Annotated in this window: 11 protein-coding genes; 5 read left to right on the plus strand and 6 right to left on the minus strand. The window is 56.2% G+C overall.

What is annotated here, in order from left to right; all coding sequences use genetic code 11:
- Positions 1-24: 24 nt before the first annotated feature.
- Genes QT230_RS01220 through QT230_RS01230 form a run of 3 tightly spaced genes read right to left on the minus strand, consistent with a single transcriptional unit; the run spans position 25 to position 3,514 of the window.
- Positions 25-492: a MarR family transcriptional regulator gene (locus QT230_RS01220; RefSeq protein ID WP_308319666.1), complete on the minus strand. Its 468-nt coding sequence runs from the start codon at positions 490-492 to the stop codon at positions 25-27.
- Complete coding sequence (locus QT230_RS01225; RefSeq protein WP_308319667.1) at positions 489-1,232, minus strand: SDR family NAD(P)-dependent oxidoreductase; 744 nt, start codon at positions 1,230-1,232, stop codon at positions 489-491. Before QT230_RS01225 ends, QT230_RS01220 begins: the two co-directional genes overlap by 4 nt.
- Positions 1,229-3,514, minus strand: coding sequence for a bifunctional salicylyl-CoA 5-hydroxylase/oxidoreductase (locus QT230_RS01230; protein ID WP_308319668.1), 2,286 nt, complete (start codon positions 3,512-3,514; stop codon positions 1,229-1,231). The genes QT230_RS01225 and QT230_RS01230 overlap by 4 nt, the downstream gene beginning before the upstream one ends.
- Positions 3,515-3,922: 408 nt before the next feature.
- On the opposite strand from QT230_RS01230, the gene rsd reads away from it, so the two are divergent.
- Positions 3,923-4,411 carry a sigma D regulator gene (gene rsd, locus QT230_RS01235; RefSeq protein ID WP_308319669.1) on the plus strand — a complete coding sequence of 163 codons (489 nt, stop codon included), beginning with the start codon at positions 3,923-3,925 and terminating at the stop codon, positions 4,409-4,411.
- Between the two features lie 70 nt (positions 4,412-4,481).
- Here the strand turns inward: rsd and QT230_RS01240 are convergent, their stop codons facing one another.
- Both QT230_RS01240 and QT230_RS01245 read right to left on the minus strand, forming a co-directional pair.
- On the minus strand, positions 4,482-7,553 hold the full coding sequence (locus QT230_RS01240) for an efflux RND transporter permease subunit (RefSeq protein WP_308319670.1): 3,072 nt from the start codon (positions 7,551-7,553) through the stop codon (positions 4,482-4,484).
- Positions 7,537-8,658 (minus strand): efflux RND transporter periplasmic adaptor subunit, encoded by a 1,122-nt coding sequence (locus QT230_RS01245; RefSeq protein WP_308319671.1) that lies wholly within the window; start codon positions 8,656-8,658, stop codon positions 7,537-7,539. The genes QT230_RS01240 and QT230_RS01245 overlap by 17 nt, the downstream gene beginning before the upstream one ends.
- 288 nt (positions 8,659-8,946) lie before the next feature.
- Here QT230_RS01245 and QT230_RS01250 point away from each other — a divergent pair, with 288 nt between their 5' ends.
- The 3 genes from QT230_RS01250 to QT230_RS01260 all read left to right on the plus strand — a co-directional run bounded on the left by QT230_RS01250 (position 8,947) and on the right by QT230_RS01260 (position 10,712).
- Positions 8,947-9,921, plus strand: a complete 975-nt coding sequence (locus QT230_RS01250; RefSeq protein WP_308319672.1) for a malate dehydrogenase — start codon at positions 8,947-8,949, stop codon at positions 9,919-9,921.
- A gap of 199 nt (positions 9,922-10,120) precedes the next feature.
- Positions 10,121-10,354 carry a hypothetical protein gene (locus QT230_RS01255; RefSeq protein WP_308319673.1) on the plus strand — a complete coding sequence of 78 codons (234 nt, stop codon included), beginning with the start codon at positions 10,121-10,123 and terminating at the stop codon, positions 10,352-10,354.
- Positions 10,344-10,712, plus strand: coding sequence for a type II toxin-antitoxin system VapC family toxin (locus QT230_RS01260; RefSeq protein ID WP_308319674.1), 369 nt, complete (start codon positions 10,344-10,346; stop codon positions 10,710-10,712). The genes QT230_RS01255 and QT230_RS01260 overlap by 11 nt, the downstream gene beginning before the upstream one ends.
- A 143-nt stretch (positions 10,713-10,855) precedes the next feature.
- On the opposite strand, the gene QT230_RS01265 is transcribed toward QT230_RS01260, so the two are convergent.
- Positions 10,856-11,512: an HAD family hydrolase gene (locus QT230_RS01265; protein ID WP_308319675.1), complete on the minus strand. Its 657-nt coding sequence runs from the start codon at positions 11,510-11,512 to the stop codon at positions 10,856-10,858.
- A gap of 279 nt (positions 11,513-11,791) precedes the next feature.
- On the opposite strand from QT230_RS01265, the gene rppH reads away from it, so the two are divergent.
- A complete protein-coding gene (gene rppH / locus QT230_RS01270; protein WP_308319676.1) occupies positions 11,792-12,283 on the plus strand; it encodes an RNA pyrophosphohydrolase in 492 nt (163 codons plus the stop codon).
- Positions 12,284-12,358: the final 75 nt, after the last annotated feature.

Below are 12,358 nucleotides of genomic sequence, written 5' to 3' on the forward strand. Positions count from 1 at the left end.
ATTATTGTTCTCGCCTGTCAGTGATTAATTGGCATCGTTAGGAGCAGCGGGCAAGCGGTGGAGCAACTCGCCGATATGATGGGCGTCCTCCTCGTTCACCCCCTCGAATAGCGCATTGATCCAGCGTTCATGCTCAACGGCCATGCCTCTAAAGGTGTCTCTGCCAGCCACGGTCAGGCAGACCCGCGTAGCGCGTCGATCGCCCTCAATGGCAATACGCTCCACGGTGCCATCCTCCACCAGACGATCAATAATGCCGGTGACGTTGCCGTTGGAAACCCGCAGCCGCTTGGAGAGCTCGTTCATTTTCAGGCCCTCATCGGCGGCATATAGCGCAGCCATGACATCAAATCGGGGCAGTGTAGAGTCGTGCTCCGTTCGCAGGCGTTCGCGTAGTTCGGCCTCAACCTGACGGGTAACCCGCAGCATGCGCAGCCATAAGCGCAGTCGCTCCTTGCTTAAGCTATTTTTTCCTAGGCCTTCGGCTGTCATACCTCTCCTCCTGAGATTGAAATCGCCTGTCCATTTATCGCGCCGCTGTTAGGGCCGCATAACCAGAGTGCGGTGGCGGTGACTTCCGCAGGGGTGACTAATCGCCCGGTGGGGTTGGTGGATTCAAAGTGGGAAGTGGCCTGTTCGGCCGATTGACCCGTTTTAGCCACAATATTGCCGACGCTAGCAGCGAGTAGCGGAGTGTCGGTAAACCCAGGGCAGAGCGCATTGACGGTGATATTGCGGGCCGCCGTTTCGGCAGCCAGCGAACGCACGAGCCCCACCACGCCATGTTTTGCCGCGCAGTAAGCACCTACATAGGCGTAGCCTTTTAGGCCTGCGGTGGAGGCCACGGCAATTAGTCGCCCACCGTCGTTCAACTGCTTTAAGCCTTCGCGCAGGGTTAGAAACACGCCACTTAGATTAACGTTGAGCATCCGCTGCCACTGTTCAAACGAGGTTTTGGCAAACGGCGCGCTCTCTGCCGCCCCTGCGTTGGCGATGACGATATCGACCCGGCCAATTTTTTCGAATAGCGCCACCATGGCGACTTCATCGGTCACATCGACCACGGCGAAGTCAACGCGACGGTGTTGATCTGCAATCGCTTGAAGGGCAGCCTCTCTGCGGCCGATAATCGTGATCTCGGCGCCTGCTTCGGCAAAGGCCAGGGCCATATCGGCACCAATGCCGCTGCCACCGCCGGTAATCACCACGCGCTTGTCTGTGAGCTGCGTCATACCCACCCCTCGCCACGCTCGGCCAACCGCTGTAGCTGATCGGCACCTGCCCGGTAGGGCGCAGGCCACTCGATTTCCCGGTCGCCCAAGCCTGCGGCAACGTGGAGCAGCCAGTAGGGGTCAGCCAAGTGAGGGCGGGCGATACAGACTAAGTCGGCGCGCCCGGCTATCAGAATCGAGTTCACATGGTCAGCCTGATAGATATTGCCCACCGCCATGGTGGCAATCGAGGCTTCGTTACGGATCCGGTCAGAGAAGGGCGTTTGGAACATACGTCCATACACCGGTTTGGCCTGGGTGGAGGTTTGCCCGGCCGAGACATCCACAATATCCACCTCTGCTTCCCGCAGCCGCTTGGCGATCTCCACCGCATCGTCGGGGGTAATGCCTTCATCGCCGCACCAGTCGTTGGCGGAAATACGCACTGAAAGCGGTTTATGGGCAGGCCAAACGCTGCGCACGGCGTTGATAACTTCAAGCGGGTAGCGCAGGCGGCTATCCAGTGAACCGCCATACTCATCGGTACGGTGGTTGGTGAGCGGGGTAATAAACGAAGAGAGCAGGTAGCCGTGGGCGGCGTGAATCTCAATCATATCGAAGCCCGCACGGTCGGCCATTTGCGCTGCGCTGACGAACTCATCGCGAATGTGCTCCATATCATCGCGATCCATCGCCTTGGGAACTTGGTTGCGTGCAGACCAAGGTTGAGCAGAGGCTGACAGTATCGGCCAGTTGCCCTCGGCAAGGGGGGCGTCCATCTCTTGCCAACCTAGTTGAGTCGAGCCTTTGGGGCCGGAGTGGCCAAGTTGGGCACACAGTTTGGCGTTGGTTTCCGCATGCACGAAGTCACACAGCCGCTTCCAGGCTGCTTCGTGCTCAGGGGCGTACAAACCAGGGCACCCTGGTGTGATTCGCCCGGTGGGGCTGACACAGGTCATCTCGGTATACACCAAACCTGCACCGCCTTTGGCCCGCTCGGCGTAGTGGCTAAAGTGCCAATCGGTTGGGCAGCCATCCACGGCTTTGTACTGCGCCATAGGCGAGACCACGACGCGATTGATAAGCGTCATATCGCGTAGCTGGTAGGGCGCAAACATCGGCGCGCGGGCACTGCCCAAGTTGCCCGCCTGGGTGTGAAACCAGCGCTCGGCGTTCTCTAACCACTCGGGGTCGCGCACCCGTAAGTTTTCGTGGCTAATGCGCTGGGAGCGGGTTAGTAACGAGTAGTTGAACTGCACCGGGTCGAGATCCAGATAGCGTTCCACCTGCTCGAACCACTCGGTGGAGTTGCGCGCGGCTGACTGTAGGCGCAGCACTTCAAAGCGGCGGTCTTCTTCGTAGCGGGCGACGGCGGCTTCTAGGTTGGTTTCGCTGTGCAAGTAGTTAGCCAGAGCGATGGCACTTTCCAGGGCGAGCTTGGAGCCCGAGCCAATCGAGAAGTGGGCAGTCGCTGCTGCATCGCCCATCAGCACGACATTCTCATAGCTCCAGCGCTCGCAGAGTACTCTTGGAAAGTTGATCCACGCCGAGCCGCGAATATGGTTGGCATTGGTCATCAGTGCATGGCCATCAAGATGCTTGGCAAAAATCCGTTCGCAGACCGCAATCGACTCCTGCTGACTAAGCTCACCAAAGCCGAACGCCTGCCAAGTGGCCTCGCTGCACTCGACGATAAAGGTCGCTGTATCATTATCAAACTGGTACGCGTGGGCCCAGACCCAGCCATGCTCGGTGTTCTCGAAGATAAACGTGAAGGCGTCGTTGAACGTTTGATGCGTACCTAGCCAAACAAATTTACATGCTCGTACATCAATGTCGGGTTTGAAGTGCTCGGCGTAGGTTTGGCGTGTGCGAGAATTAAGGCCGTCGGCGGCTAGCACCAGATCATACGCACACCGATACTCATCAATAGTGGTTTCGCTGATGTCGGCTTCGAAACGCATCTCAACACCCAATTCGCGAGCGCGCTCCTGTAGCAGAATCAGCAATTGTCGGCGGCCAATGCCGCAGAAGCCGTGACCTGTCGAAACGGTTTTAACGCCTTTATGAACGACCGCAATATCATCCCAATAGGCGAAATGCTCGCGAATACGCTCTGCGCTGACCAAGTCGTTGGCTGCCAGGTTATCCAGGGTTTCGTCTGATAGCACTACGCCCCAACCGAAAGTATCGTCTGCGCGGTTGCGCTCAAACACCACGATGTCGTGGGAAGGATCCTGCAGTTTCATACTGATGGCGAAATAGAGGCCGGCAGGGCCTCCACCCAGACAGGCAATTCTCATTGTTGTTCTCCACAGGGAAGCTAACGCTTTTCTGAAGATAGGAGAGGTGTTAATAAAATTCAAGCCTAAAATGTTTAAGTTTAAAATATATTGTCAGTGAGCGTTTGCCATCCTAAAGCTGCCTTTTCTCGCCATGGTGACCGGAAGATGAGAGCATAATGGTAGCTATCCATATGCTACATGGGCCACTTGCGAGCAGTGGTCATGCGGCGTCGTTAAAAGCGTTATTAGCTATGAACGTTAAGTACCAAAGAAACCGTACCTGCCGGGATTGACAGAGGTAAGCGGAGGCGCGAACCTAGGTCTATCGTTGTTCTGAGCAGCTAAGCACAGTTAGCTAAGCACAGTTAATAGCAGCGTTGTGGAAAAGCTGCTTAGCTAAAAGGTGAGTTTAAGGAGAAAGTCCCCATGCTCGAAGATTGCAAAAATGCCCTGGAGCGCTGGGGTGGCGTGCACACGCTGATCGACCGCTGGCTGGATCAGCGTCGTCAGCTATTAGTCAGCTTTATCGAGTTAAAAGAAGCCTGTGATGCTGAGCTGGAAGCTGTCAGCAAAGCGCCCATTGATACGTTCAGTGAGCAGTTGATGGACTACATCAGCGCCGGTCACTTTGAGATTTACCCGCAGCTTTCGGAAGAGGCGCAGGCCTTTGGCGATGAAGGTGCGCTTCCCATCGCTGAGAAACTGCTTGAACGCTTAGAAATGTCGACCGAGATGGTTTTGGAGTTTGATACCGATTTTGGCTCCACGCTCAGCTGCGAGCAAAATATTGCCCGCCTTCCGGCCTGGATTGATCGCTTAGCTCGCGGCCTGTCCGAACGCTTCGCATTGGAAGACCAATTGATCGCACGTCTGCACGCCGCTCATAGCCCGCAAAACACCAGAGCCCCCGCTTAATATTTTTATCTGACAGGCGCCGCCACGCGGCGCTTTCTTAGCGGTATTCTTTCTAATCACCACTCGCCACTCACCCCTTACGCCGCAACTTACCTCCAATCACCAGCATACAAGGCGTCAGCAGCAGCGTGAGCGCTGTGCCGAAGGTGAGGCCACCGGCAATAGCGCTCGACATCTGGGTCCACCATTGGGCGGAGGGGGCATTAAAGCCCAATGCGGGCGTGAACAGATCAACATTGATACCCAATACCATGGGCATCAATCCCAGCACCGTCGTAATCGCTGTTAATAGCACCGGGCGCAGACGCAGGCAGCCCGCTTCCAGGGCCGCTTCACCGGGCGTCATACCGTTGTGACGTAGCTCGTTGTAGGTATCGATCAATACAATGTTGTTATTGACCACGATACCCGCCAGAGCGATGACACCCATCCCCACCATGACAATGCCGAAAGCCTGGCCGGTAATCAGCAGGCCCATCAGCACGCCTGCAGTGGAGAAAACAATGGCCGAAAGCACCAGGCCCGCCTGGTAGAAGCTATTGAACTGGGTCACCAGAATCAGCGCCATCAAACCGATAGCAATCAAGAACGCGCTGGCCAGGAACTGCATTGACTCCTGCTGATCCTCCTGCTCACCGGCCACATTCACCATCAACCCGTCGGGCAGGCTGTCACTGCCAGCTTCTAGCAGGGCACGCAGGCGCTCATCAGCGAGATAGCCAGGGGCAAGGTCGGCATCGATGGTAATCGCCCGGCGGCCATCGATGCGATTCAGCGTGCCGACTTTGGGGGCCGGCTCCAGAGTCACAAAATGCGAGATGGGTACCTGCCCCCGCTGGGTATTGATGGTTAAGCGCTCCAACTGATCCAGTGAGCGCCAGTTTTGCGGCAGCCGCACGCGGATATCCACTTCATCGCTCACCTCGGGCGGGCGATAGCTCGCTACCTGAAGGCCGGTCGTCAGCAGCTGTACCGCGCTACCAATGGTTGTCACATCAGTGCCCATGCGCGCCGCGGCTTCCCGATCCACGTTAACCCGCCATTCCACGCCGGGCAGGCTGCGGTTATCCTGAATATCGGTAAAACCGCCCAGCTCGCGCATTAATTGGGTCAGTTGGTTAACCCCAGCATCGGCAATGTCAGGGTCGGTGGCGCTCACTTCGAGCACAATGGGCTTGCCGCCGCCGGGGCCCATTTCCTGTTCCTGGAATTCCAGCGTAATGCCAGGAATATCGGCCGCGCGCTCGGCCATATCGTCCAGAATAGTTTGGGCTGGGCGGCGCTCATGCCAGTCGATAAACTGGAACTGCAGCATGCCGACCACATCGTTGCCCATCTGCTCGTTGGGTACCGCAAACGAGCGCGCATACAGCGCTCTCACTTCGCTCATACCGGACAACTTGGCTTCTACACGCTGCACAATGGCATCGGTCTCTTCCGCAGAGAAATCACCCCGGGCGCGCACCAATACCTGGGCGCTATCGGGCTCGACGCTGGGGAAGAAGTCGACCCCGTGGTTAAAGCGGGCATAGCCGGTATACAGCAGCGCCATTAATAGTACGGTGACCAATAGCACCCAGGCTGGATGCTTAAGTAGCCTGGCCAGTACATGGCGATAGCTGCGGCCAAATGCCGTTGCAGTCTCTTCATGCTTGGCATCGGTGGACTTAGCAGAGGAGCGAGTAAACAAGCGTCCTAGCGTCGGCAAAAATACCAGCGCCATGGCGAGCGACGCTAAAAGGCACAAGATCACCGTGGCAGGCAGGTACTTCATAAACTGGCCGACTACACCGGGCCAGAACAGTAGGGGGATAAACACCGCGAGAGTGGTGGCTGTCGAGGCGATGACCGGCCAGCTCATCCGCGAAGCGGCGTTAAGCCATGCCTGATGGGGCGCTTGGCCATCGCGCAGGTGGCGGTCGGCAAGTTCGCTGACCACGATCGCGCCGTCCACCAGCATGCCGGCCACCAGAATCAGCGCGAACAGCACCACGATATTGAGCGTAAAGCCAAATGCCCATACCAGCAGAATGCCGGTTAAAAAAGCGCCGGGAATGGTCAGGCCGACCAGTAACGCCATGCGCCAGCCCATCACCGCGACCACGACAATCAGCACCAGTACCACGGCGGTCAGTACGTTGTTTAATAGCTCTGAGAGCATATTCTCGACGGTCGTCGACTCATCCAGAATGGTGGTAAAGCGCAACTGCTCTGGCAGCAGGTCATCCGCTTCGGCTAGGCGCTCGCGCACCGCGCCAATGGTGGCGATAATGTTGGCCCCGGCGCGTTTGGAAACTTCCAGCACCACGGCGGGCTGATCATCAATACGGGCAAAGCCTTCCGGCTCTTTATAGGTGGGATGGATCCACGCCACATCGCCAAAGGTGACCACACGGTCTTCATCGACCTTGACCGGCATATTCATGACATCCTCGAGGGATTCAATAATGCCCGGAACTTTTAACGCCAAGCGGCCCGCGCCGGTATCCAAACTGCCTGCCGCCACCAACCGGTTATTGCGCGATACTTGATTGAACAGCGCATCAAAATCGACCCCGTAGCTCTCCAGTACCAGCGGATCGACGACAATCTCCAGCAGGTCTTCCCGCTCACCGGCAATATCGACTTCCAGCACATCGGCAATGCCTTCGATCTCTTCCTGCAGGCGTCGAGCAACGGTCATGCGCTCGCGGGTGTCCAGCTGCCCTGAGAGGCCGATGGTCAATACCGGGAACTCCGATACATTGACCTCAAAGACGCGCGGCTCATCGGCCTCGTCAGGCAGCTCGCTACGGGCAATATCCACCCGGTCGCGCACGTCGCTCAGCGCGGTGTCGGGGTCAAAGCCAGGGTCGAACTCCAGCGTGATCGAGCCATGGCCTTCGCTGGATTGGGCAGTGAACTTGCGCAGCCCCTCGATGCCACGAAGCTCCTGTTCCATGGGGCGAATCAGCAGCCGCTCGCCGTCTTCGGGGCTTACGCCCTCCAGTGACAGCGAGACGTAAATCATCGGAATGGTGACGTCGGGGTTGGCTTCCTTGGGAATCACCTGCCAGGCCGTAATACCTGCCAGTAGCAAGCCTACTAACAGCAGTAACGTCGTGCGGCTATGGGCAAGCGCGGCATCAATCAACTGGCGCATGAACGCTATCCTGGCCGGGTGACGGTTGGTCAATACTGGCGTTTTCGGTGGGCACCGGCGTCACCGTTTCGCCGACGTCCACCATACCCGCACCCAATGTAATCAGGCGCAGTGGGTCGGGTAGGCCAGTCACGTAGGCCCGTTGAATATCGGCGCTAACCAGTTCCACGGCGGTCTGCTGTACTTGATCGTTTTCGTCTAAGTGCTTAACCGCCAATTGGCCTTCGCTGTTCAAGCTCAGCAGCGCAGGCGAAAGGGTATGCACCTGGCGGGGCGGCAGAGTAATCGTCAGTTCCGCACTGCCGCCTGCTAAGCGCTTGTTGGCAGGGTTGTCTAACGTGGCCTCAATGTAAAAGCTGCGCGTGGCCTCTTCAGCACGGTGGCTGATAAAGGTAAGCTCGCCCTCCAGATGGTCGCCGTTCAGCAGTCGGGCGGTGACCGGCAGGCCCACGCTTAAATCGCCCACCTGCTGTTGTGATACCCAGGCAGCGCCTTTCAAGCGGCGGTCATCAACCAGTTGGCCCCACTCTTCGCCGGGCTGGAGCAAGTCGCCCAGTTCCACCTGTACGCGGTTAAGCACGCCGTCGAAAGGGGCTGTGGGGCGGCTGTCTTCCAGTTGATTCTGCAACTGCGCCACCGAGGCGGCGCTGGCGCTAAGCGCGCTCTGCAGGCGCAGAAGCTCAGGCTGGGAGATCAATTCCCGCTCACGCAGGTTGCGAGCCCCGGCATACTCCGCCTCGGCGACGGCCAGCTCGTCCCGGGCCTGTTGTAGCTGCTCGGGCAGGGCGTCGTTATCCAGTACTAACAGCGTATCGCCTGCCGCAACACGGCTGCCTTGGTCCACCGGCTTCTCGGCCACAAAGCCCGCTACTTTAGCGCGCAGCGTCGTCTCGCGCTCTGCCGTTAGCTGGCCCTGAATGATCTGCTGGGGAATAAAGGAGGTGCTCGGCTGCACGACAATTTCGACCCGCGAGCCCGCTTCGCTGGGAGCGGGGGGATCAGGAGGTGTCGTTTGAAAGCCCTGAAAATTACCAAAAGCGAGCCATATCACCAGCACCAGTACCAGTAGGCTAGCGAGGGCGTAAGAAAACGGGATTCTTCGCATGGAGCATCCATGTCCTTAGCAAAACAAGAAAGGAGGGCATAAAACCGAAGATACCATAGCGCAACTCAACCTTTTCAGCGAGTAGCGAGTCATTGTGCGGATAGCCAGGGTCTCAAATGGCAAGTACCCCAAATAGTAAGCACGTCAAATGGCAAGTACCTCAAATGGCAAGTACGTCAAATGGCAAGTAGTCTCATGTCTGATTGAGTTTTTGCCCAACTGGGCATACCATCTTTGCGTCTTGAGTTCTGTCGACCCACCCTCAGGCGAACCAACCAAGGAGCAATGATGAAAGATCCAGTACGTATTGCGATTACCGGCGCTGCCGGTCAGATTAGCTACTCTCTTATTTTCCGCATCGCCGCTGGCGATATGCTGGGGCCGGATCAGCCTGTCATTCTCCAGCTGCTGGAAATCCCGCCGGCAATGGACGCGCTGACGGGCGTGGTGATGGAAGTCAACGACTGCGCCTTCCCGCTGGTACAAGATATCGTCGCCACCGATGACCCGAATGTTGCTTTCAAAGATGCTGACTTCGCTCTGCTGGTGGGCGCACGTCCGCGCGGACCGGGCATGGAGCGTAAGGACCTGCTGGAAGCCAACGCGGCAATCTTCTCAGTACAAGGCAAGGCGCTGAACGACCATGCAAGCCGTGACGTGAAAGTACTGGTCGTCGGTAACCCGGCCAACACCAATGCGTTGATTGCTTCCTGCAACGCGCCGGATCTGGACGCAGGCCAGTTCACCGCCATGACGCGTTTGGACCACAACCGTGCCCTGACGCAACTAGCACAGAAAACCGGCAAGCACGTCACCGACGTTGAAAACATGATCATCTGGGGCAACCACAGTGCCACCCAGTATCCGGATCTGGCCCAGTGCAAAGTCGACGGCAAAGCAGCGTTCGATCTGGTCGAGCGCGACTGGTACGAAAACGACTTTATCCCCACCGTGCAGCAGCGCGGCGCGGCGATCATCAAAGCACGTGGGGCCTCTTCTGCCGCCTCCGCTGCCTCTTCCGCCATCGACCATATGCACGACTGGGCGCTGGGTTCCAAAGGCATCGTCAGCATGGCAATTCCGTCTGACGGTAGCTACGGCATCGAAGAAGGCATCATCTACTCCTACCCAGTGCGCTGCCAGGGTGGCAAGTATGAAATCGTTCAAGGTTTTGAGCTTGACGAATTTAGCCAAGAGAAGATGAAAGCCACCGAGAAAGAACTGCGCGAAGAGCGTGCAGCAGTCGAGCACCTGCTCGGCTAAGCACGCCCGCTGACGCTTTTAAGTAAGCGCTAGTAAACGCCAAACCTCACAAGCCATGCTTGTGGGGTTTTTTATTGCCTGGTGTGTGCACAAAGCTAAATCAATGTGTTTTCGTAGCTTATCCATTTAGCTACTCGAATTTTCCCCAGAAAGCGTGTCAAATGAGTAGATCAGTTATTTGGGTGTAGGGGAGGTTGCGATGCATGCAATTGAATTTGAGACAGATATCCAGAATGGGGTAGTTAAAATTCCCGATGAATATGGGTATTTAAAGAACAGACATGCCCGAATCGTTGTGTTGTATGAAAATACAACAGATGAATCGAACGTTTCCGTTAGTCAGGTTGGAATAGATTTCTCATCTGTCAAAGCGCCATCCCTGGCTGCTCATGGCGGAGTCGAATACCAAAGGAATTTGCGGGATGAGTGGTAATTACCTGCTTGATACCAATGTCTTCATTAATGCCATTGAACGTCAGTTGCGTCTGCCTGCAGCTCATTACGCCTATTCTGTCATCACTGAGCTTGAACTTCTGGCTTTTCCCGGTTTGCTTCCACAGGAAGAGCAGGCCATTAAAGCGATATTGGTTCAGTTAACCAGAGTGGAGCTGGATCATCAGGTCAAAACGGAAACCATCAAAGTACGACGCAGTACACAGATGAAGTTACCTGACAGTATTATCTCTGCTTCTGCATTTGTAGCAGCGGCTACGTTGGTCACTGACGACGTCAAGTTAGCAGCTAAACATGCTGGCAATGTGATTTCGCTTGATACTCTCCTAAACCGCTAAACATTTCCCTGCGTGTGGCAATTATTAATGCCAGAGAGCGCGCGGTGCCCCTGGGCTTCGTCCCGCCGCATCCCGCGGGTGTTTCGAAACGCTCACTGAACTAGCTTTCTCGGGGTCACTCCAACCATTCACCATTCACCAGCCTAATCCCGCAAACTCATAATCCGCCAATGGCGCTCTTCAGCGACTTGGCGCAGAGTATCGTCGGGGTCGACGGCGACGGGGTGGTCGACTTTTTCTAACAGCGGCAAATCATTGTGTGAGTCACTGTAGAACCAGGCGCCGTCCATTGAGAGGTCCTGCTGTTCAAGCCACTCGTTCAAGCGAGTAACTTTGCCTTCGCGGTAGCTGGGAATGCCCGAGACACGTCCGGTGTAGCGGCCCTCTCTTACTTCTGGATTGACAGCAATCAAGTTATCTACACCCAGTCGCTCGGCAATTGGCGCAGTAATAAAGCGGTTAGTGGCGGTAATAATCAGTAACGTGTCGCCTTGGGTGCGGTGGCGGCCTAGCAGCTCTTCTGCTTTGGGCAGAATGCTGGGCTCTATTTTGCTGGCCATAAACTGCTGGTGCCAGGCAGATAGCTGTTCGGGAGAATTATCGGCCAGCGGCTTGAGCGCCATTTCTAAAAAGGCCGCCATATCCAGAGTGCCGGCGTTGTAATCGGCCATGAAGCGCTCGTTGGCTTCCCGGTATGCGATTGGATCGACTGCCCCTTGTTCGAGTAAAAATTCTCCCCAGGCATGATCGCTGTCGATGGATAGCAATGTATTATCCAAATCGAATATGGCCAGACTCACGGCGCTCCCCTTTTTTTAAGTGATTGAAAGTAAATGGTCAGTAGTGCTTTGCCATAAGTACTTGTGATAAGTACTTTGCCAGAAATGCTCTGAAAGCCGCTAGTTAGGCAAATAGCGGAGGCGAATTATCGCAGAGTCGCCTTGCCATTCCCACTAACGCACGCGTCTCGCGACCTCCCTGAAACATAACCATTCATCACATGGCGTTATAATGTATTGATACGCTTGTCACCCTTGTGGAAAAATGGGGACAACTGAAAATTTATGAAGGTGATGTCCGTGATCGACGCTGACGGCTTTCGCCCCAATGTTGGCATTATCATTGCCAATAGCCAGGGGCAGCTGCTTTGGGCGCGTCGGGTAGGACAAAATGCGTGGCAATTTCCCCAGGGGGGCATCAATGCAAGCGAGACGCCACAACAAGCACTTTTTCGTGAGCTTTACGAAGAGATCGGCCTAACTGCCGACGATGTTGACATTGTTGCCTGCACCCGGGGCTGGCTACGCTACCGTCTGCCACGACGTATGATTCGCACACATTCGCGTCCGGTCTGTATAGGCCAGAAGCAGAAGTGGTATTTACTTAAAATCCGTTGCCAGGAAAGCCAAATCTGTATGACGGCAACCCCGACACCTGAATTTGATGGGTGGCGATGGGTCAGTTACTGGTACCCGCTAGGGCAGGTAGTGCCTTTTAAGCGAGAGGTATATCGGCGCGCGCTGCGAGAGTTGTCTCCCCGCGTTCAGCGCCTGGTACAGGATGATGAATAGGGCAGAAGAATAGGGCGTCGTGCCGCTGCCCAAGGTAGCGCGGCGGCAGTCTGCCAGGAAATTCCTCAGCGAGGC

The organism is Halomonas sp. SpR8, from assembly GCF_031010195.1.
Taxonomy (GTDB): Bacteria; Pseudomonadota; Gammaproteobacteria; order Pseudomonadales; family Halomonadaceae; genus Vreelandella.

What these genes read in the sequence shown, in the direction of transcription:
- QT230_RS01230 (WP_308319668.1), bottom strand. Translation starts at nt 3,514, where the DNA reads ATGAGAATTGCCTGTCTGGGTGGAGGCCCTGCCGGCCTCTATTTCGCC.
- QT230_RS01245 (WP_308319671.1), bottom strand. Translation starts at nt 8,658, where the DNA reads ATGCGAAGAATCCCGTTTTCTTACGCCCTCGCTAGCCTACTGGTACTG.
- QT230_RS01260 (WP_308319674.1), top strand. Translation starts at nt 10,344, where the DNA reads ATGAGTGGTAATTACCTGCTTGATACCAATGTCTTCATTAATGCCATT.
- QT230_RS01250 (WP_308319672.1), top strand. Translation starts at nt 8,947, where the DNA reads ATGAAAGATCCAGTACGTATTGCGATTACCGGCGCTGCCGGTCAGATT.
- rsd (WP_308319669.1), top strand. Translation starts at nt 3,923, where the DNA reads ATGCTCGAAGATTGCAAAAATGCCCTGGAGCGCTGGGGTGGCGTGCAC.
- QT230_RS01255 (WP_308319673.1), top strand. Translation starts at nt 10,121, where the DNA reads ATGCATGCAATTGAATTTGAGACAGATATCCAGAATGGGGTAGTTAAA.
- QT230_RS01240 (WP_308319670.1), bottom strand. Translation starts at nt 7,553, where the DNA reads ATGCGCCAGTTGATTGATGCCGCGCTTGCCCATAGCCGCACGACGTTA.
- QT230_RS01220 (WP_308319666.1), bottom strand. Translation starts at nt 492, where the DNA reads ATGACAGCCGAAGGCCTAGGAAAAAATAGCTTAAGCAAGGAGCGACTG.
- QT230_RS01225 (WP_308319667.1), bottom strand. Translation starts at nt 1,232, where the DNA reads ATGACGCAGCTCACAGACAAGCGCGTGGTGATTACCGGCGGTGGCAGC.